The following is a 19,657-nucleotide window of genomic DNA, read 5'->3' as shown; positions in this document are numbered from 1 at the left end:
AGCGGGCGGTTTTGGGCCGGTCTTCGGCCCTGTCGGCTTGACAAAAGCGCGGCCATCGCCTGTTAGCCGCGCATCAACCTGTCCAGCAATGGGCAGGATTCCCCTATCCCTGCCCGATTGGCGCAAGAATGGAAAGAGTTGTCATGTCCTCGCCCAACACACAGGCGCATCCGTATCGCTCGCATACGTGCGGCGCGCTCAATTCGGACGCCGTGGGTCAGAATGTCCGCCTCTCTGGCTGGGTCCATCGCAAGCGTGACCATGGCGGCGTGCTGTTCGTTGACCTGCGCGACCATTACGGCATCACGCAAATCGTGGCCGACAGCGATTCGGCGGCTCTGCCCGTTCTGGAATCCCTGCGCGTGGAAAGCGTCGTGACGATCAACGGCACCGTCAAGGCCCGCAGCGAAGGCACCGTGAACCCGAACCTGCCCACCGGCGGCATCGAAGTGTTCGCCCGTGAAGCCGTGGTGCTGTCGCGCGCCGAGGAACTGCCGATGCCGGTGGCCGGTGAACAGGAATATCCCGAGGAAATCCGCCTCAAGTATCGCTTCCTCGACCTGCGCCGCGAGACGCTGCATGGCAATATCGTCAAGCGCACCAAGGTCATCTCCTCGATGCGCCGGGCGATGGAAGACATCGGCTTTACCGAATATTCGACGCCGATCCTGACGGCCAGCAGCCCTGAAGGCGCGCGCGACTTCCTAGTGCCCAGCCGCATCCATCCCGGCACCTTCTTCGCGCTGCCGCAGGCGCCGCAGCAGTATAAGCAGCTCCTGATGGTGGCTGGTTTCGACCGCTATTTCCAGATTGCGCCCTGCTTCCGCGATGAAGACCCCCGCGCGGATCGTCTGCCGGGCGAATTCTACCAGCTTGACCTCGAAATGAGCTTTGTCACGCAGGAAGAAGTCTGGGAAACGATGGAGCCGGTGATCGGCGGCATCTTTGAAAAGTTTGCCGATGGCCGCAGCGTGACCCCCATCGGCAGCTTCCCGCGCATTGCCTATGACGATGCGATCCTGCGCTATGGCAGCGACAAGCCGGACCTGCGCAACCCGATCCTGATCTCGGACGTGTCGCATCACTTCACTACCAGCGGCTTTGGCCTGTTTGAAAAGATCGTCGGCACAGGCGGCGTGGTTCGCGCCATTCCGGCCCCGAACACGGCGGACAAGAGCCGCAAGTTCTTTGACGAAATGAACGAATGGGCGCGCAGCGAAGGCCATGCCGGCCTTGGCTATGTCACCCGCAAGGGCGGCGAATTCGGCGGTCCCATCGCCAAGAACCACGGCACCGAGGGCATGGAAAAGCTCTATGCCGAACTGGGCCTTGGCGCGGACGATGGCCTGTTCTTTGCCGCGGGCAAGGCCGATCAGGCCGCCAAGTTGGCAGGCGCGGCGCGCACCCGCGTCGGTACGCTGCTGAACCTGATCGACGAGAACAAGTTCGAATTGTGCTGGATCGTCGACTTCCCCTTCTTTGAGGAAGGCGAAGAACCGGGCAGCATCGATTTCGCCCACAACCCGTTCTCCATGCCGCAGGGCGGGATTGAGGCGCTGACCGATGGGCGCGATCCGCTCTCGATCAAGGCGTTCCAGTATGACCTCGTCTGCAACGGCTTTGAAATCGCTTCGGGCTCGATCCGTAACCAGCACCCCGACCTGATGGTCAAGGCGTTCGAAACGGTGGGCCTTTCCAAGCAGGACGTGGAAGACCGCTTTGGCGGCATGTACCGCGCATTCCAATATGGCGCGCCGCCGCATGGCGGGATGGCGGCCGGTGTCGACCGCATCGTCATGCTGATCTGCGGCGCCCAGAACCTGCGCGAGATCACGCTGTTCCCGATGAACCAGCGCGCCGAAGACCTGCTGATGAACGCTCCGGCCCCGGCCAGCCTCAAGCAGCTTCGCGAGCTGCACATCCGCGTGGTGGAACAGCCCAAGGGCTGATCGGCAACATAAATTGCGGTTCAAACGAAGGACTGGTCGAGCGCAATGCGTTCGGCCAGTCCTTCGTTTTTGGTCCATTACAGAATCTCCTGCGACAGGGGGCATTGCAGGGGATGGTCGTCACATCGGGCTGATTTTTCGGGCTTTGCGGCATGGATCGTTGGGGTCGTTGGGATCGTCAAAAAAACAGGATCTGGCGCACAAGGCCCATGTCGCGATGAAAAAGAACGAATCGCCCCATTTCGCCGCCCACGGGACGCAAGGTTGGCACCAGCCAGACCAGTGTTTTCATGCTATGCCAAATTCGCATCGCGTTAAAATCAGCGCAAACACCGGCTGAGCGGGCCCACAATAGCGGCGGGATGTGGGTTGCAACCACCTTGATGTGCAATCTCGCTTGCCAGTCCGCCCGCCACCCATTAGGGGCGCGCATTGAGTTTCACAATTTCGCCGCTTTTCGTAAGGGGAATATCATGAGCACCATCGAGGCGCAGGTTAAGAAGATCGTTGTCGAACACCTCGGCGTTGAGGAAGACAAGGTCGTGGCCGATGCCAGCTTCATCGACGATCTGGGCGCTGACTCGCTCGACATCGTTGAGCTGGTGATGGCTTTCGAAGAAGAATTCGGCGTTGAAATCCCGGACGATGCCGCGGAAAAGATCGCCACCGTGAATGACGCCATCGCCTTCATCGAGGCGAACAAGGGCTGATTTTGCCAAAGGCCCAATGGGGCTGACCCTTCTGTCCGCGAAGAGGCAGGATGGTGTCGCCCCCTTGGACCTGCGCTGATCGGGGGGTGGTTTCGGCCTGCTTTTGACGGCGCTGACCTTTTTTGGGTCATAATCAGGCCCGGTCCGCATATCGGGCCGGGCTTGCTTGTTGTCAGGCATTTGTCCAGAATACGCAGCCTTTGGGTCGCTGTTAGTTGCCGCCATGACGGATCGGATTGATCTGCCGATGCGGTAGAGGGAGAATCAAGAATGCGTCGTGTTGTCGTCACCGGGCTTGGTCTGGTCACCCCGCTGGGCGCTGATGTGGAAACCGCTTGGGCGAATATCCTTGCCAGCAAGTCGGGCGCGGGACGGATCACCAAGTTCGATACCGAAGGCCACAAATGCCTTATCGCCTGTGAAGTGAAGCCGGCGGACCATGAATATGGTTTTGACCCCAACAAGCGCGTGGACCACAAGGTTCAGCGTCAGGTCGATCCGTTCATCGTTTTTGGCATCGATGCGGCTGGTCAGGCTCTGGAAGACGCCGGTCTTGTCGACGCTCCCGAAGAGATGCGCCTGCGCATGGGCTGCTCGATCGGCAGCGGCATCGGCGGTTTGCCGGGAATCGAAAGCGAATCGCTGGTGCTGGCCAACAAGGGGCCGGGCCGTGTTTCGCCGCATTTCGTGCATGGCCGCCTGATCAATCTGATCTCGGGCCAGGTTTCGATCAAGTATGGCCTGATGGGGCCGAATCACGCTGTTGTGACGGCTTGCTCGACCGGCGCGCACTCGATCGGTGACGCAGCGCGCATGATCCGTGACGATGATGCCGACATCATGCTGGCCGGCGGCGCGGAATCGACCGTGTGCCCGATCGGCATTGCCGGCTTTGCTCAGGCCAAGGCGCTCAACTGCAGCTATAATGATCGGCCCGAACAGGCCAGCCGCCCCTATGACAAGGACCGCGACGGTTTCGTCATGGGCGAAGGTGCGGGCGTCGTCGTTCTGGAAGAATACGAGCACGCCAAGGCGCGCGGCGCGAAGATCTATGCCGAAGTCGTCGGCTATGGTCTGTCGGGCGATGCCTATCACGTGACGGCTCCGCATCCGGAAGGTTCGGGTGCCTATCGTTCGATGGAAATGGCGCTGAAGAAGGCGGGCATGACGCCGGCTGACATCGACTATGTCAACGCGCATGGCACCTCGACCATGGCCGACACGATCGAACTGGCGTCGGTCAAGCGTCTGTTTGGCGATGAAATCGCCAATGTGTCGATGTCCTCGACCAAGAGCGCTATCGGCCACCTTCTGGGCGGCGCGGGTGCTGTGGAAACGATCTTCTGCATTCTGGCCATCCGTGACCAGATCGTGCCCCCGACGCTCAATCTGGACAATCCGGATGAAGGCACCGAAGGCGTTGATCTGGTTCCCCATGTGGCCAAGAAGCGCAAGGTGCGCGCCGCGCTGAACAACAGCTTCGGCTTTGGCGGCACCAATGCCAGCGTCATCGTGAAGGCGTTCGAAGAGTAAGCAGGATAGACAGGGACGGGGGCTTGCCAACGCCAGCCTCTGTCCCCACCTGTTAAGGGTATGAGATGGCGGGCGCCTTTGGCGGCTCGCCTGATTTTGCATCTGGCATCAGAAAGAAAGAGCCGCAGCGGCCATGAAGAAACCCGTCCTCATCGTCCTTGGCGCGGCGGCGCTGGCCATTGGCGCCCCGGTGGTCAGCCTGTTGCATGGTTGGTACGGTGCGGGGCCTTTGCCGCAGGATCGTGCCTTTACCGTGCCTGATGGCGCGGGACTGACGGTGGTGGCGGCCAAGTTGCAACGCGAAGGGGCGATCTATTCCGCCCGCGCGCTGCGTTTCCATGCGAAATTGATGCGGGCCGGGGGCGGGATCAAGGCGGGCGAATTCCTGTTGCCCAAGGGGGCCAGCGAGCAGCAGATTCTGGCGATCATTACCGGCGATCAGGTGCTGCGCCGTTTCGTGACCATTGCCGAGGGTTTGCCCTCGATCATGGTCAAGGAAAAGCTGATGGCCAATCCTGACCTTGTCGGCGCCATAGAGGCCCCGAAGGAGGGCAGTGTATTGCCCGACACCTATGACATCAAGAAGGGGGCCACGCGGGCTTCTGTGGTCGCCACGATGCAGGCGGCGATGACCAAGGTTCTGGCCGATGAATGGGCCGCGCGCAGCCCTGATACCGTCGCCAAGACGCCGGAGGAGGCGTTGACGCTGGCCTCGATCGTCGAAAAGGAAACCGGCAAGCCCGAAGAGCGTGCCATGGTCGCGGGCCTTTATTCGAACCGCCTGCGCCAACACATCATGCTTCAGGCCGACCCGACGATCATCTATCCCATCACGCAGGGCAAGCCGCTGGGCCGCCGCATCAAGCAGAGCGAAATTGCGGCCAAGAATGATTACAACACCTATTCGATGATCGGTCTGCCCAAAGGGCCGATTACCAATCCGGGGCGCGACTCGATCCACGCCGTGCTGCACCCGGCCAAGACGCAGGCGCTCTATATGGTAGCCGATGGCACCAAGGGCCACGCCTTTGCCAACACGCTGGAAGAGCATAACAAGAATGTCGAACGCTGGTTCGCCATCCGTCGCCAGCGCGGCGAAATTTAAGCGATGTGGTCGCGGCGGCCTGTCGCCTGTGCATAGGCCGTCGAACCCAGCGCCACGATAAAGATGAGCGCGGGAAAGGCGATCACGTCGGCTCCCTTGACCGCGACCAGCGGAGACAGCACCAGCGCATAGCTGAACTGCACGACGACGCCCAGCGTGGAGGCGGCAAACAGCCAGACCGCCGCCTGCTTTTGCATCAACAGCGCCACCGCGCCCGCCAGCCCGCTCCACGTCGCAATGGCATAGGCGGCCCAGGCCCAGATCGGCATTGCCTGCCAGACTTCCATCTGCACCTTGTCGCCCTGCGCCAATTGTTCGGGGTTGGCGCTGATCTGAAGCGCCCAAATGGCCACGCCCATCGCATTCCACGCCAAAAGCACAATGGCGATGAAGCGTTGCTGTCCGGCTGTCTTGGCCATGTGGCAGTCTCCCCTGTTTTAAAGGGAATGTGACAGAGGGCGCGAGGCTTCGCAAGCGGCCGCGGCAGGGGTGGGCGCCTGCGTAACGACAGGCGCACGAAGTGGGCGCGGAAAAAAAATTCAAAAAAAATGCAATGGCCTGTTGACGCCTCCGCCAGTCGTGGCTATTCGCGCCGCCTGCACCGGGCAATGGTGACCGACAAGGTCGCCGCCAGTCATGGGGCGGAGTAGCTCAGCAGGTTAGAGCAGCGGAATCATAATCCGCGTGTCGGGGGTTCGAGTCCCTCCTCCGCTACCATTCAGAAGACCCCCAAAGCCTTTGGCTTAGGGGGTTTTTCTTTGCCCAGCGACCCCGCTTGGGTCGCCAGATTGTGCCTGAATTTCCGAAAGGATTAACTGAGAGGTTCTGGCGGTAGTATCCACATGCAATGAAAACACGTCCGGCCTTGCGTAGTGGCCTGCCACATCAAGGTCATAGCGCGCACGCACAATGTCATCCAAGTCGATCGTTGCGGCCAGAACTCCTTCTTGTCCGCGCAAAGGGCCTGCCAAGATCTCGCCCATCGGGCTGACTATGACGCTACCCCCCTTGATCAGTTCATCCGTCAGTGACGCGTTTGCAAAGGCGGCATAATCATCGGGCGCATCGGCGCGGGTCATGTATTGGCATGCGCTCAGCACGAACATCCGGCCCTCATAGGCAATATGCCGCATCGAACTTTGCCAGATTTCGCGTTCATCGACCGTGGGTGCGCACCACAGATCAACGCCCTTATCATACATCGCCTGACGCAGTAACGGCATGTAGTTTTCCCAGCAGATGGCCGATCCCACTTTGCCCATAGGCGTTTCGATCACGGGCAGGGTCGATCCATCCCCCTGCGCCCAGACGAGACGCTCGCTGGCCGTGGGCATCAGCTTGCGGTGTTTGCCGACCAGCGCGCCATCGGGGGCGAAGAACAGCGTGGAGCAATAGAGTGTGGTGCCATCCCGCTCGATGACGCCAACGACCATATGCGCTTTCATCTCGGCGGCAAAACCACCTATTGTCCGGCATTCGGGGCCATCAACCTCGATTGCGGCGCGCCAATAGCGCAGATAGTCCTCGCGACCCTCGGGCGTGCGTGTGCCGATCCTGGCGCCAAAATCCAGCCCCTTGGGATAGCCGCCAATATAGGCCTCCGGGAACACGGCCAGTTGCGCGCCCTCTTGTTTTACCGCCGCGCAATGGGCGGCCATCCGCTCCAGCGTGCGCGGGGTGTTGAACAACTGGCTTCCGGCCTGAACGACGGCGACGCGATGCTGGCGCATAAAAGATCCTTTGCAATGTCAGGCACAGTTTGACGCAAAGTCCCTTCATCGGGCAAAACGCATTTCATGAAAATGATTATCGGTTTGAGCGATATTGCCCGCCTCGATCTGAACCTTGCGGCGACGGTTCTGGCGATATGGAACGTGCGCGGCGTAGGGAAAAGGCGGCGGCGATCAATTTTTCGTCGCTTTCTCGCCTCAATTCAACCCATTGATCGCGCCCTGTGTCACAGGTGCGCGATCCGCACAGTGTGGGTCGTCCAATTCGGCATTGCCCATATAAAAATAGGCCGTTGCACAGGCGGGGGCATTTCCAATGCGGGCGTTCTGCGGTCCATTGCCTTTTTGCGCAAGACCGTCAGAACGCCCGGCGGTTGATCCACCTGTGTCAGTCGAGCGCCAGTTCGACCGCATTGATGATATGGGCCTGCGTATATTCATGCAGCCCCGCCTGACCCAGCTCGGCGCCAAGACCTGATTTCTTGGACCCGCGGAAGGGCAACGTGGCGTCAATGGCCAGATGCTGGTTCACCCAGACCGTGCCTGCATCGACCCGGCGGGCAATGTCCATCGCGGCCTGCGTGTCGCGGCTCCACACCGTGCCCGCAAGGCCGTATTCGGAGTCGTTGGCGCGGGCGACCACGTCGTCCACTTCCGAAAACTTGAGCACGGGCAACACCGGCCCGAATTGTTCCTCGCGCACCAGCGGGGCGTCATCGGGCAAATCGGCAATGATCGTGGGCGGGATGAAATAGCCGGGGCGTTCGGGCAATTGGCCGCCCGCCAGAACGCGCCCCTGCGCAACGGCATCCTCCAGCAGGCCCTTGACCTTTTCATACTGCATCCGGTTCTGGACCGGCCCGATGGTCACGCCCTGCTTGGTGCCGTCATCGACCACGGCGGCCTGGGCCAGTTTGGCGATGGCGGCGCAGAATTCCTCATAGATCGATTCATGGACATAGGCCCGCTTGATCGCCACGCAGATCTGGCCTGCGTTGGTCATGGCGCCCTGAAACACCTTGGCGGCGGCGACATCGGGCGGCACATCGCCCATCACGATGGCCGCATCATTGCCGCCCAGTTCCAGCGTTACCCGCTTGATGCCATCGGCGGCCGATGCCATGACCTTGCTGCCGGTACCGGTCGATCCGGTAAAGGCGACCTTGGCAATATCAGGATGCGAGGTCAGCGCGCCGCCCAGTTCGTTCTGGTCGCAGATCACGTTGAACACACCGGCGGGCAGAATTTCCCCGGCCAGTTCAGCAAACAGCAGCGTGGTCAGCGGCGTGGTCGGCGCGGGCTTGGCCACCATGCAATTGCCCGTGACCAGACAGGGGCCCAGCTTGTTCATCAGCAGGATGACGGGGAAATTCCACGGGGTGATCGAGGCCACCACGCCCAGAGGGGTGCGATGCTCGATCACGGTATTGCCGCCGTCCTGACGCAGGACCTTTTCGGGCGCGCGCATTTCGGCAAAGGCGCGCAGCACAAAGGTCGAGCCGATGATTTCATATTCGGCCTGATTGATCGGCTTGCCCTGTTCGGCGGTCAGCAGGCGGGCAAATTCATCCTTACGTTCCATCAGCGCATCGGCAAGCCGCACAACATAGGCCGCGCGGTCCTCATAGCTGAGCGCCGACCATGCCGGAAAGGCGGCCTTTGCCGCGGCCACGGCCTCATCAAGCTGGGCACGGTCGGCCTTGGGACAGGCGGCGACCACTTCCTCGGTGGCGGGATTGAGGACGTCGAATGTGGTGGCGCCCGCGACTTGTCGGCCGTTGATCAAAAGGTTGAAAGTCTTGTCCATGGGTCTCTCCATTGCCCGCTTTTTGATTCTGCACCCCGCGTGGGACGATTGTGCGGTTGACTGGGTTAATGTATGCTATGGATACAATTGGCGCAATGGGTGATCTTGGTCCAATAATTGCGCTCTGACGCGTAAAGGCCGGGAGCAGGATGCAGGATCTGGAAAATTCATTCGGCTATCAACTTCGCCTGCTGCATCTGGAGGCGGACCGCCGTGCCCGGCAGGCGCTGGACGCCTTTGGCATGACGCCTGCGCGGGTTACCGCATTGCTGGTCATTGCCGCGCAAACGGGCTGTACGCAAACGGCGCTGGCCGACGCGCTTTCCATCAACCGGGCCAGTGCGATGAAGATGGTCAATACGCTCGAAGCCCTTGGACTGGTCTCGCGTGAGCAGGCGAACGATCCGCGTGCCCATGCCTTGACACTGACGTTGAAAGGGCGCGATGGGCTGGACCGGATGGTCGCTGCGCTGCGCAGGGCGGATGAGGAAATGCTGGCCTCTCTCTGCCCGCAGGCACAGGGCGAACTGCTTGCGACAATCCGGCTTCTGGTGGCTCAGGCGGGCAGGGGCGCGCTCTGATTCCTTGCCGCCCTTTGGCCGAATTGCGCCATGGCCAAGACCCACAGCAGGCACAGGCCCGCCCCCAGCATCGAGTCGCTTAGAAACGAGCCGATGCCGCCGTCACCTTCAACAGCCACCCTCCGGCCGCAATGACCAACAGGCTAAGCGCAAAGGCGGAAGGGGGCGTGCCCCAAGCCGCCAAGGGCTGGCATGGGTCTGTCTGTTTGAAGACACAGTGGACGAGGAAGCGCAAGGGCTGGTCAAGCTCGACCTGCTTTGCCCCATTCCAGTCATCGGCATTCGCGTGCTGACCAGGCCATCGGTCCGGCGCGCCCCCAATATTCGTGTCGCGACAGCGCCTGAAGTCATCTTGAAACCGACCGAATAAAGCGCCGATCCAGCGCGAAACGCCCACCCCCGCAGAGCATCAGCGGCACCAAAAGAGCGGCCCAGCCAAGATGCGTGGGCCATGCATCGGGATAGACGAAAATCTCGATGACGGCGGTCATGCCCATCAACCCTGCCGCCGCGATCCGCGTGCCCAATCCCAGCACCAGCATGGTCGAGAAGACATGCTCGGCAATGGTGGCCATCCATGCGGCCAGAACCGGCGGGACGAGCGGTAGGGCATATTCCGTGCGGAACAGGTCGAACGTGGCATCGGTCAGGGTGAACCAGCCCTCGACCTTTGTCCGGCCCGACAGGAAAAAGACCGGGGCAATCCCCAGCCGCATCAACAACAGCAGCAGATCATCGGTCAGCGGTTGGGGCAGGGCGGGAAGCGTCCATAGAGCTTTCATGGGGTATCCTCCGATCGCTGCGGCCCGCTCCGTTCTAGGCGGGGCGGACCGCAGGCGGCATTATGCCTTGGGGGTCAGCGAGCCGTTGCCTTTGGGCGTTGTGATGCTGGTGCATGTGCCTGCCTTGACCAGCTTCCACGCATTGCCCTGATAATCGGTTTTGGATGTGCCAGCGCAGCTTGTGCCCGCGCCGGCTTTGCAATCATTCTTGCCTGCCTTGGCAACGCCATAACATTTCTCGGTCTTGGGCATGTCGGCGGCATGCGCCGTCGCGGCGGTCAGAGCGATTGCGAGCGTAGCGGCGAGCGAGGCGGCCGTGGTGGAATGGCTGGGCATGATGTGTCCTTTCATAACGGATCGGGCAATCAGCGCCCGGAACCATGCCCCGCTATTCGCGGCAATCATGCGCCCGGTTACAGATGGAATATTTTCGCGCGCCCCGCGCCATGGTGTAACCAGATGGTTGTCGCCGCCGAATGGCCCCTTAGGGAGGCTCTATGCAACCGGGTGAAGAGGCGCTGAAACAATGGATGGTGATGGGCCTTGCCGGTGACGGCGCCGCCCATGGCCAATTGCTTCGTGCGCTGGTGCCGATTTTGCGCGGCTTTTACCGCCGCCGTATGGGCGCGCAGGAGGAGATCGAGGATCTGTTGCAGGAGACGCTGATCGCGGTACATACCCGCCGCGCGACCTATGATGTGGCGCGGCCTTTCACCAGCTGGCTCTTTGCCGTGGCGCGCTACAAGATGATTGATCATTTCCGTCAGGGCGGGCGCACCTGCGCCATCGAAGGGCTGGAAGATATTCTGGCCGCCGAAGGTTTTGCCGAGGCCAGCGATGCGGCCGCCGATGTTGAACGTTTGCTGGAAACAATTCCCCCCAAACAGGCCGCCGCGATCCGGGCCACGCGGATCGACGGACTTTCCACCGCCGAGGCCGCGTCGCACCTCAATCTGGGCGAATCCGACATCAAGGTTTCCGTGCATCGCGGGCTGAAAGCTCTGGCGCAGCGGGTCAAGGACAGTTTGCTATGAAGACCGAGGATCTCATTTCCACACTGGCCGCCGATGTGCCGCCCGTGCCGCGCCACAGCCTGTTGCGGCGCGTTATCGGCGGGTTGGCGCCGGGCGCGGTGGTCACGCTGATCGCGGTGGGGCTGGGGCTTGGTTTTCGCGCCGACCTCTGGATTGCCATGCATGGGGGCATGTTCTGGATCAAATGGCTTTATACCGGCAGCCTCGCGCTTTGCGCCACTGTGGCCACCTTGCGTCTGGCCCGACCCGATGCGGGGGCGGCGGGGTGGCTGTGGCTGGCCTGTTTGCCGGTGCTGGGGCTGGTCGTGATCAGCGTGCAGGAATTGGCCTCGGTGCCATCGTCGCAATGGCTGGCCATGTGGTTGGGGATGAGTTGGAAGGTGTGCTCGACCAATGTGTTTTTGCTCTCGCTGCCCATTTTTGGCGGGCTCTTGTGGTCGTTCCGGCGGCTTGCGCCCACACGCCTGCGGCTGGCGGGGGCGACGGCGGGGCTCACGGCGGGGGCTTGGGGGGCGACGCTCTATTGCCTCCATTGTCCCGAAAGCGCGGCGATCTTTGTGCTGACATGGTACACGCTGGGCATGGCGGCGGCGGCGTTGGCAGGGGCGCTGTTGGGGCCACGTCTGTTGCGCTGGTAATTTGTGCCGGGCGTGTAACCGGAACCCTGGGTGGCCCGAATAGCCTTTGCCATTCCGGCAGAACCTATCGGAGACATGCCATGAACACCACCACCCGCCAGATCAGCTTTGCCGCCGCCGCCGCTGTCATCGCGATGAGCGCGGTTGCCGCCGCCCCCGCCTTTGCCGCGCATGGTGCGCAGGTGGCCTGTTACGGCGTCAATTCCTGCAAGGGAACCTCGGACTGCAAGAGCGGCAACCACGACTGCAAGGGCCAGAATGACTGCAAGGGGCAGGGCTTCAAGCACATGACCAAATCCGCCTGCGTGAAGGCCGGCGGCAGCCTGACCGCGCCCAAGTGAGGTCGGCCAAGTAAGGCCAAAACCCCGTCGGCCTGTCGCAAAACCTCTGCTGAACCATTTGCGACAGGCCGCACGCCCTTTTCGGATCAGGATGCCCGCCATGCCCGCCCCCCACCAGTCCCCCCGTTTTGGCCCCGGTTTCGGATTGGGCCTGCGCCGCCCGCATTATCAGGACTTTCTCTCAGGCGGCGTGCCGGTCGATTTTGTCGAGGTCATTTCGGAAAATTTCATGGTGGCCGGGGGCCGTCCGCGCGACACCCTGCGCCGGGTGCGGGCCGATTATCCGGTGGCGCTGCATGGCGTGTCCATGTCGGTCGGATCGGCGGACGGGCTGCGCGGCGATTATCTGGCGCGGTTGCGGGCGCTGGTCGATGAGATCGAGCCTTGCATCGTCTCGGATCACCTGTGCTGGACGCGCTATGGCGCGCATAATTCCCACGACCTGCTGCCCTTGCCCTACACCGCCGAGACGCTGGATGTGGTCTGCGCCAATATTGCGCGGGCGCAGGATGCGCTGGGCCGCCGGATGCTGATCGAGAATCCGGCGAGCTATATCGCCTTTTCCCATGATGCGATGAGCGAGTGGGACTTCCTTGCCGCCGTCGTGGCGCGCAGCGGATGCGGCCTGTTGCTGGACGTCAACAATATCCATGTCAGCGCGGTGAATCACGGATTTTCCGCTGCCGACTATCTGGCCGCCATGCCCTTTTCGGCGGTCGAACAGATCCATCTGGCCGGGCATACCCAGGGGCGCCAAGGGTTGATCGACACGCATGATCAGCCCGTGCCGGACCCGGTCTGGGCGCTGCTGCGCATGGCCTTGGCGCGGGCGCCCCATGCCGCGGTGATGATCGAGCGGGACGACAATATCCCGCCTCTGCCCGAATTGCTGTCCGAACTGGATGTGGCCCGCGCCATCGCCGCCGAGGAAATTGCCCAATGCGTCTGAGCGCCCTGCAGAAGGATTTTCTGGGCTGGTTGGTCAGCGGGGATGAGGATGCGGCGCAAAGCCTGCCTCTTTGCCGCGCGCAAGGGTTGGCGGTTTACCAGAACAATTACCGTGCCAGCCTGATGGAATGTCTGGCGCAAACCTATCCGCAAACCATGGCATGGTTGGGCGAAGCGGATTTCCGGGCCGCCGCCGCCCGTCATATTGACCGCATGCCCCCGCACAGCTGGACGCTGGATGATTATGCCGATGGCCTGCCCGTCAGCCTGATGGCGGAATATCGCGATGACCGCGAGATTGGCGAATTGGCGCGGATCGAACTGGCGCTCTCGCGGGCCTTTGTGGCGACGGATGCGGCGGTCATGACCCCCGCGCAGATGGCAGACATGGATTGGGACGCGGCAAGGTTGCAAGCCATCCCGGCGCTGACCATCCTGACGCAAAACACCAATGCCGCGGAAATCTGGATGGCGCTGGCCGAAGGGCGGGAGCCTCCCGCCGCTGAGGAGCAAGCGATGCCGGGCGCCGTGCTGGTCTGGCGGCGTGATGGCATTTGCCGCTTGCGCAGGCTTGAGGCGGGCGAGGGCGACATACTGGCTATGCTGATCGGTGCTCCGGCCCTGTTCGGGCAAATTTGCGAACGGGTGGTTGATCGATGGGGCATGGAAAAAGGCATCGTGGTCATCGGGCAATGGTTGGCGCGCTGGATCGGGGATGGTTTGATCGTTGAAGCGCCCGTTCTCATGCGACCATTGACGTGACTTGCCCGCCTCGTCATGCGTGATGGCGATCACAATGCTTGGAACGCCGGTTGAAACGCTGCTGAACGGGGGTGTTTCGGTCGTTTCTGCCAAAAATGCCGTGGCCATGAATATTTTTCACCCCATGCGAGGGGTTATGCTTTGCCCAGCGTATGAATGGCGAACACCTTTTCCGCAGGAATGATCCGCGCATGTCCTTTCCCATGATTGACCGCCGACATCTGTTGCAGGGCACCGCCGCGCTGGCGATGTTGTCCGCGGCCGCTGTGCCCGAAGTACAGGCCGCCACTTCGCCCGGATCGCGCGAATTGTCGGGTGAGGACATCACCCTGCATATCGGCGCCACCACGATCAGGATCGATGGCCGCCCGGCCCGCGCGGTGGCGATCAACGGCGGCGTTCCCGGCCCGACGCTGCGCCTGCGCGAGGGGCAAAAGCTGCGCCTGACCGTCATCAACGATCTGGCCGAGGAAAGCTCGCTGCACTGGCACGGGCTGGAATTGCCGTTTCAGATGGATGGCGTGCCGGGCGTGTCCTTTCCGGGCATCCCGGCCTTTGGCCGCTTTACCTATGAATTCACGATCCATCAGAACGGCACCTATTGGTATCACAGCCATTCGGGGCTTCAGGAAATGATGGGCTGTTATGGTTCAATCGTGATCGAACCGGCGGTCGCCGATCCCGCGCCCCCTGCGCATGATCACGTCATGGTCCTGTCCGACCACAGCTTTGTCCACCCGGCCAGCATCCTGCGCAATCTCAAGGTCGATGCGGGCCATTATGCGCGCTATCCCCAGACGCTGGCGGGACTGATTGCGGGCAAGGATCAGCCGCTGAAAACCCGTTTGGAATTTGCCCAGATGCGGATGGATCCGGCCGATATTTCCGACGTCACGGGCAAGGTCTTCCGCTATCTGATCAACGGGCGCGGGGTGGGCGACAATTTCACCGCGCCCATCACCCCCGGCGCGGCCACGCGCCTGCGCTTTATCAACGCGGGCAGCATGACATTCTTCAACGTCCGCATCCCCGATCTGGCCATGCGGGTGATTGCCGCCGATGGCCAGGCCGTGGTCCCGGTCGAGGTGGATGAATTCCAGATGGGGCCGGGCGAAACCTATGACGTGCTCATCATGCCGCAGGACCGTGCCTATACCGTCGTGGCCGAGGCCATGGACCGTTCGGGCATGGCCCGCGCCACGTTGACCCCGCGCCCCGGTTTGACCGCACCGGTGCCGCCGCTGCGCGAACCCGTGCGTTTGACCATGCGCGACATGGGCATGGATATGGACATGTCGCATGGTGGGGGCGGCATGGACATGTCCATGCGCAGCCAGGCCAACGCGCCCGACGTCAAACTGGGGCCGGGGGTGGACATGATCGCCCCCATGCCGGTGGACCGCACCGGGGACAGGGGGCTGGGGCTGGACAAGGTGGATCACCGCGTCCTGACCTATCGCGATCTGGTTTCCGCGACGCAGAACCCCGACACCCGCGCCGCCGGGCGCGAGATCGAGATGCATCTGACCGGATCGATGGACCGCTATCTCTGGTCCTTTGACGGCGTGATGATGAGCGAGGCGCACCACCCCGTCACCATGACGACGGGCGAACGCCTGCGCATCACATTGATCAATGACACGATGATGGCGCATCCGATCCATCTGCACGGCCATTTCTTTGAACTCGCCACGGGGCATGGCGACCGGTCGCCGCGCAAACATACCGTCACCGTCATGCCCGGAGGAAAAGTGAGTTTCGATGTGACCGCCATCGAAGGCGACTGGCCGATGCATTGCCATCTGTTCCTGCATATGGCGATGGGCATGATGCGCGTGGTCAAGGTGCGGGGGGCATGATGATGCGTTACGCTTTTGCTCTGGCCCTTGCGCTGTCAACCACGGCCCTGCACGCTCAGGAAACCACCGCCCCGCCGCAGGAAACCGGCACCGACCAAAGCCCCGGCAGCGCCCCCGCGCCCGAACCCGTCCACGACCGCCTTGCCGACCGTTATTACGACCCGGCCGCCATGGCCCGCGCCGAAGCCGCCATGATGGCCGGTCACGGCAACCGTAATTACAGCCAGTTCCGCGCCGACATTGCCGAAGTGCGCCTTGGTGGAGCGGAGCAGGGCTATCACTTTGAAGGCGAGGCATGGACCGGCAACATCAACCGCTTCGTCCTTGCCACCCGCGGCGAGGGTGAGTTCGATAAAGGCGGCGAAAAGGGCCGTTTCAAAGAGGGCGAAGTGCAGGCCCTCTATGCCCATGCGCTTGGCCCATGGTGGAACCTGCGCGGCGGCCTGCGTCAGGATTTCGGACCCGGACCCCAGCGCACCCATGCGATGCTGGCCATCGACGGCCTCTCGCCCTATCGCTTTGACATTCAGGGCGCCGTCTTCGTGTCCCAGCGCGGCGAGGTCACCGCCCGTTTCGAAGCCGCCGTCGATGAGCGCATCACCCGCCGTCTGGTCCTGCAACCGCGCGGTGAGGTGAATTTTTCGGTGCAGAACCAGCCCGACCGCGAATTGGGCAGCGGATTGACCAGCATCGAACTGGGCGCCCGACTGCGCTATGAATTCAAGCGCCAGTTCGCGCCCTATGTCGGGGTGCTCTGGACCTCCACCCTTGGCCGGACCGCTGAATATGCGCGGGCCGAAGGCAAGCCGGCATCGTCCGTGGGCGTGGTGTTGGGGGTGAAGCTCTGGTTGTAAAGGCTGAGAGTTTTGCCTCCGGCGGGCAAAGGGCGGGGGCCCTTTGCAAACCCTTTAATGTATTCGTTGGGATTGATCGGCGGTGATGTGCTTGGGCGTGAGGGGGGGCGGGATTTGAACGCCGCTTCGCGGTGGGGTATGGCTATGGCCGGAAATGGTGGTTAGCAGACATTGCCACTTTTACGGAAATTGGCCATTAAATTATGCCTCGTTTCAAAAGTTGGAGGTTACAGTGGCCTATTTGATTCACATCGAGCGGCACGACAAGGCAGGCAATCGAGTGCCGATCGCGGAGAGCGAGTGGGTCGAAACAGTGAGCGCTTTAGACGGCGTTCGTTTGGCGAGTAGCGACATGACAGCCGCGAATTCGTTAAGCGGCGCAAACATCGTCATTGGGAGCGATGGTCCAGACGCCGAGTTACATGACGCACAGCAGGGCGCATGGCTACCAGTTTTCCGCTGGTCCAAACGCGGCTTAGTCAGCTTTAAAGCGACGCCGGATTTCAATGAAGCTACCTCGAGCTTGCGGATAATTGCAATTGAGTTGGCCCGCAGTCTTAGTGCTGAATTGGTAGGAGATGAAGGGGAGTCCTACCTATAGGGCGTTATCCGCTATTGGGGCGTTTCCAGACAATACCTTTTTTTCCGCGAAGCGGCTTAATTGCCCTGCACGACGTTGCGCCTAAACACGACCCTTTCCATGAGTCACAACGTCGACAGTATCGGGATTGCAAAGGGCCCCGCCCTTTGCCCGCCGGAGGCAAATTCCCGGCAACAAAACAACCCCGACGCCATGGAACGCCCACCACCGGGCCTATTGCTTCACCACATTCCCCATCACGCCCGCCATACGCCATTTGCGCCATATTGCCGCGCGCGGAAACTGTCACATTCAACCTGTGGGCGCATGGAAACATGAAATAGCGGCATGGTCCGCGAGGGATGAAAGCGCGGTAATGGGGATTTTTAAGAGAAAGCGGCGCTGGGCGCTGGCGCTGTCGGCATGTTTGCCGTTGGGCGTGGCGGGCTTTGCCCCGGCAACGGCGCAGGATACGGCGGGCGGCACGACAAATGTGCAGATTTCCGCCGAGGGCAAGCAGGTTTACGAGGAAATCTGTCAGGCGTGCCACATGGCGGATGCCAAGGGCGGCGGCGGCGCGGGCGCGGTCATTCCGGCGCTGGCGGGCAATGCAAAGCTGGCGGACAAGGATTATCCGATCACGCTGCTGCTCAAAGGTCGCGGCGGGATGCCGTGGTTCACCGAAATCCTGACGCCTGAACAGATGGCGTCCGTCGTCAATTACGTGCGCGGCCATTTCAACGATTACCATGACATTGTCACGGTTGCCGATGTGAAGCGTGTGGCCACCGGCCCTGCGCCCAAGCGCGACTGCCTTAACGCCTGTGGCCAGTAAGAAGGACTTGAAGATGATCAGTGATCTTTCGCCCCAGACCCGCCGCGACCTACTCTCCATGATCGGTCGCGCAGGCGGCGGTCTTGCCATGTATCAGGCGATGACGGCGCTGGGCCATGCGGCCGAAACGCAGTTTTCCGGGCCGCCCGCTTTGTCGGGCGCGCGCGCCGGGGCCAGCGTGCTGGTGCTGGGCGCAGGGCTTGCGGGCATGCTGGCGGCCTATGAGCTGACCAAGGCGGGCTATAAGGTTCAGGTTCTGGAATATCAGGACCGTCCCGGTGGCCGCAATTACTCGGTGCGCGGCGGGGACAAGATCGTTGAGGTGGGCGGCGCGACCCAGAATGTGGCGTTCCAGCCGGGCAATTACCTCAACCCCGGCCCGTGGCGCATCCCACATCACCACCGCACGCTGCTGCATTATTGCAAGGCGTTTGGGGTGGAACTGGAACCGTTTATCCAGCTTAACCACAATGCGATGGTCCACCGCAAGGACGCCTTTGGCGGGAAGCCGCAGCGGTACAAGGAACTGGCGGTGGACTTCACCGGCCATGTTTCGGAGCTTTTGGGCAAGTCGCTGAACGCAGGCGCCTTGGACAGCACGGTCAGCAAGGAAGACAAGGAAAAGCTGATTGCAGCGCTGCGTGAATGGGGCGCGTTGGACGGCGATCTCAAATTCACCACCAACCTCAATGTGTCGAGCCGCCGCGGCTATGACCGCGCTCCGGGCGGCGGCGTCAATGGCGCGCCCACGCCGTCCAAGATCAACAGCCTGTCCGATGTCCTGTCCAGCCATGTCTGGACCCAGATGAGCTTCTATTTCAACTATGTGATGCAGACCACCATGTTCCAGCCCAAGGGCGGCATGGATATGATTGGCAAGGGTTTCTATAAACAGATCGCCAAGCTGGTGCGCCTGAACACCAAGGTGACGGGGATCAAACAGGATGACAAGGGCGTCGCGGCCACTTGGACCGACACGGTGACGGGCAAGACCGGCGTCGCGACGGCTGATTATATGGTCTGCACGCTGCCCGCGACCATTTTGGCCCAATTGGACATTCAGGTGTCCGACGCCAAAAAGGCCGCGATCAAAGCCGTTCCCTATAGCGGTCAGGTCAAGATCGGTCTGGAAATGAAGACGCGCTTTTGGGAAGAAAAATATTCGATCTATGGCGGGCATAGCTTCACCGATCAGGCGATCGGGCTCATCTCCTATCCCAATTACGATTTTTTCAAGGACAAGCCTGCCGTGCTGCTGGGCGCCTTTGCCAATGGTGCGGGCGGATACATGTTGGCGGGCATGACGCCGGAAAAGCGGATCGAGGCCGCGCTGGCGCAGGGCAGCGTGTTCCACCCCGAAGAATATCGCCGCGAATTCATGAACGGCGCCTCGGTGGCATGGAGCCGGATGCCGTGGATCCTTGGCTGTTGCGGCATGTGGACCGAGGAAAGCCGGGCGACCCATTACCAGAACCTCGTCTCGATGGACGGGCGCATCGTGTTGGCGGGCGAACATGCCTCTTACTACGGCTGCTGGATGGAGGGGGCGCTGCTCTCCTCGCTCGATGCGATCACGCGCCTGCACAAGCGCGCTCTGGCCGCATAAGGG

The 19,657-nt window shown here is 61.8% G+C and carries 24 protein-coding genes and 1 tRNA gene; 18 read left to right on the top strand and 7 right to left on the bottom strand.

Annotated elements, in window-relative coordinates:
• The first annotated feature begins 128 nt into the window (after positions 1-128).
• Positions 129-1,949 carry an aspartate--tRNA ligase gene (gene aspS, locus AC2S2E_RS16650; protein ID WP_486523124.1) on the top strand — a complete coding sequence of 607 codons (1,821 nt, stop codon included), beginning with the start codon at positions 129-131 and terminating at the stop codon, positions 1,947-1,949.
• Positions 1,950-2,127: 178 nt separating this feature from the next.
• On the opposite strand, the gene AC2S2E_RS16645 is transcribed toward aspS, so the two are convergent.
• Entirely contained in the window at positions 2,128-2,382 is a 255-nt protein-coding gene (locus tag AC2S2E_RS16645) for a hypothetical protein (RefSeq protein ID WP_486523123.1), read from the bottom strand.
• A 40-nt stretch (positions 2,383-2,422) separates the two neighbouring features.
• On the opposite strand from AC2S2E_RS16645, the gene AC2S2E_RS16640 reads away from it, so the two are divergent.
• The 3 genes from AC2S2E_RS16640 (at position 2,423) to mltG (ending at position 5,297) form a co-directional block, all read left to right on the top strand.
• Positions 2,423-2,659 carry an acyl carrier protein gene (locus AC2S2E_RS16640; protein WP_168603874.1) on the top strand — a complete coding sequence of 79 codons (237 nt, stop codon included), beginning with the start codon at positions 2,423-2,425 and terminating at the stop codon, positions 2,657-2,659.
• A 270-nt stretch (positions 2,660-2,929) separates the two neighbouring features.
• Positions 2,930-4,192 (top strand): beta-ketoacyl-ACP synthase II, encoded by a 1,263-nt coding sequence (gene fabF, locus AC2S2E_RS16635; RefSeq protein ID WP_476104789.1) that lies wholly within the window; start codon positions 2,930-2,932, stop codon positions 4,190-4,192.
• A 133-nt stretch (positions 4,193-4,325) separates the two neighbouring features.
• On the top strand, positions 4,326-5,297 hold the full coding sequence (mltG, locus tag AC2S2E_RS16630) for an endolytic transglycosylase MltG (protein WP_476104791.1): 972 nt from the start codon (positions 4,326-4,328) through the stop codon (positions 5,295-5,297).
• Here mltG and AC2S2E_RS16625 read toward each other — a convergent pair.
• Positions 5,294-5,716, bottom strand: a complete 423-nt coding sequence (locus tag AC2S2E_RS16625; protein WP_486523122.1) for a sugar transporter — start codon at positions 5,714-5,716, stop codon at positions 5,294-5,296. The two genes, mltG and AC2S2E_RS16625, sit on opposite strands and share 4 nt — an antisense overlap.
• A gap of 221 nt (positions 5,717-5,937) precedes the next feature.
• On the opposite strand from AC2S2E_RS16625, the gene AC2S2E_RS16620 reads away from it, so the two are divergent.
• A tRNA-Met gene (locus AC2S2E_RS16620) sits at positions 5,938-6,014 on the top strand.
• Between the two features lie 26 nt (positions 6,015-6,040).
• On the opposite strand, the gene AC2S2E_RS16615 is transcribed toward AC2S2E_RS16620, so the two are convergent.
• Positions 6,041-7,027 (bottom strand): carbon-nitrogen hydrolase family protein, encoded by a 987-nt coding sequence (locus AC2S2E_RS16615; RefSeq protein ID WP_486523121.1) that lies wholly within the window; start codon positions 7,025-7,027, stop codon positions 6,041-6,043.
• 84 nt (positions 7,028-7,111) lie between these two features.
• On the opposite strand from AC2S2E_RS16615, the gene AC2S2E_RS16610 reads away from it, so the two are divergent.
• Positions 7,112-7,405, top strand: coding sequence for a hypothetical protein (locus AC2S2E_RS16610; RefSeq protein ID WP_486523120.1), 294 nt, complete (start codon positions 7,112-7,114; stop codon positions 7,403-7,405).
• A gap of 10 nt (positions 7,406-7,415) precedes the next feature.
• Here the strand turns inward: AC2S2E_RS16610 and AC2S2E_RS16605 are convergent, their stop codons facing one another.
• A complete protein-coding gene (locus AC2S2E_RS16605) occupies positions 7,416-8,834 on the bottom strand; it encodes an aldehyde dehydrogenase family protein (protein WP_486523119.1) in 1,419 nt (472 codons plus the stop codon).
• Between the two features lie 149 nt (positions 8,835-8,983).
• Between AC2S2E_RS16605 and AC2S2E_RS16600 the strand changes: the two genes are divergently transcribed.
• Complete coding sequence (locus tag AC2S2E_RS16600; protein ID WP_476107937.1) at positions 8,984-9,415, top strand: MarR family winged helix-turn-helix transcriptional regulator; 432 nt, start codon at positions 8,984-8,986, stop codon at positions 9,413-9,415.
• Here AC2S2E_RS16600 and AC2S2E_RS16595 read toward each other — a convergent pair.
• From AC2S2E_RS16595 to AC2S2E_RS16585, 3 genes are all read right to left on the bottom strand, one after another.
• Entirely contained in the window at positions 9,391-9,534 is a 144-nt protein-coding gene (locus AC2S2E_RS16595; protein ID WP_486523117.1) for a hypothetical protein, read from the bottom strand. The two genes, AC2S2E_RS16600 and AC2S2E_RS16595, sit on opposite strands and share 25 nt — an antisense overlap.
• A 228-nt stretch (positions 9,535-9,762) precedes the next feature.
• Positions 9,763-10,197 (bottom strand): DoxX family protein, encoded by a 435-nt coding sequence (locus AC2S2E_RS16590; RefSeq protein WP_486523116.1) that lies wholly within the window; start codon positions 10,195-10,197, stop codon positions 9,763-9,765.
• A gap of 60 nt (positions 10,198-10,257) precedes the next feature.
• Positions 10,258-10,533, bottom strand: coding sequence for a BufA1 family periplasmic bufferin-type metallophore (locus AC2S2E_RS16585; RefSeq protein WP_476107942.1), 276 nt, complete (start codon positions 10,531-10,533; stop codon positions 10,258-10,260).
• 161 nt (positions 10,534-10,694) lie between these two features.
• Here AC2S2E_RS16585 and AC2S2E_RS16580 point away from each other — a divergent pair, with 161 nt between their 5' ends.
• The 11 genes from AC2S2E_RS16580 (at position 10,695) to AC2S2E_RS16530 (ending at position 19,654) form a co-directional block, all read left to right on the top strand.
• A complete protein-coding gene (locus tag AC2S2E_RS16580; protein ID WP_476107935.1) occupies positions 10,695-11,231 on the top strand; it encodes a sigma-70 family RNA polymerase sigma factor in 537 nt (178 codons plus the stop codon).
• On the top strand, positions 11,228-11,869 hold the full coding sequence (locus AC2S2E_RS16575) for a DUF1109 domain-containing protein (RefSeq protein ID WP_486523115.1): 642 nt from the start codon (positions 11,228-11,230) through the stop codon (positions 11,867-11,869). Before AC2S2E_RS16580 ends, AC2S2E_RS16575 begins: the two co-directional genes overlap by 4 nt.
• Positions 11,870-11,949: 80 nt before the next feature.
• Positions 11,950-12,210, top strand: coding sequence for a BufA2 family periplasmic bufferin-type metallophore (gene bufA2, locus AC2S2E_RS16570; protein WP_476107933.1), 261 nt, complete (start codon positions 11,950-11,952; stop codon positions 12,208-12,210).
• Between the two features lie 100 nt (positions 12,211-12,310).
• On the top strand, positions 12,311-13,159 hold the full coding sequence (gene bufB, locus AC2S2E_RS16565; RefSeq protein ID WP_486523114.1) for an MNIO family bufferin maturase: 849 nt from the start codon (positions 12,311-12,313) through the stop codon (positions 13,157-13,159).
• Complete coding sequence (locus AC2S2E_RS16560; protein WP_486523113.1) at positions 13,150-13,920, top strand: HvfC/BufC family peptide modification chaperone; 771 nt, start codon at positions 13,150-13,152, stop codon at positions 13,918-13,920. The genes bufB and AC2S2E_RS16560 overlap by 10 nt, the downstream gene beginning before the upstream one ends.
• A 22-nt stretch (positions 13,921-13,942) precedes the next feature.
• Positions 13,943-14,104 carry a hypothetical protein gene (locus AC2S2E_RS16555; protein ID WP_486523112.1) on the top strand — a complete coding sequence of 54 codons (162 nt, stop codon included), beginning with the start codon at positions 13,943-13,945 and terminating at the stop codon, positions 14,102-14,104.
• A 7-nt stretch (positions 14,105-14,111) separates the two neighbouring features.
• Positions 14,112-15,779, top strand: coding sequence for a multicopper oxidase domain-containing protein (locus AC2S2E_RS16550; protein ID WP_486523111.1), 1,668 nt, complete (start codon positions 14,112-14,114; stop codon positions 15,777-15,779).
• Positions 15,776-16,633 carry a copper resistance protein B gene (locus AC2S2E_RS16545; protein WP_486523110.1) on the top strand — a complete coding sequence of 286 codons (858 nt, stop codon included), beginning with the start codon at positions 15,776-15,778 and terminating at the stop codon, positions 16,631-16,633. Before AC2S2E_RS16550 ends, AC2S2E_RS16545 begins: the two co-directional genes overlap by 4 nt.
• A gap of 232 nt (positions 16,634-16,865) precedes the next feature.
• Positions 16,866-17,234: a hypothetical protein gene (locus tag AC2S2E_RS16540; RefSeq protein WP_486523109.1), complete on the top strand. Its 369-nt coding sequence runs from the start codon at positions 16,866-16,868 to the stop codon at positions 17,232-17,234.
• A gap of 355 nt (positions 17,235-17,589) precedes the next feature.
• Positions 17,590-18,048 carry a c-type cytochrome gene (locus AC2S2E_RS16535; protein ID WP_486523108.1) on the top strand — a complete coding sequence of 153 codons (459 nt, stop codon included), beginning with the start codon at positions 17,590-17,592 and terminating at the stop codon, positions 18,046-18,048.
• Between the two features lie 13 nt (positions 18,049-18,061).
• Positions 18,062-19,654: a flavin monoamine oxidase family protein gene (locus tag AC2S2E_RS16530; RefSeq protein WP_476107925.1), complete on the top strand. Its 1,593-nt coding sequence runs from the start codon at positions 18,062-18,064 to the stop codon at positions 19,652-19,654.
• Positions 19,655-19,657 lie beyond the last annotated feature (3 nt).

This window comes from Novosphingobium sp. 550D (genome assembly GCF_057401885.1).
This window is presented reverse-complemented; position numbering and strand designations above follow the sequence as displayed.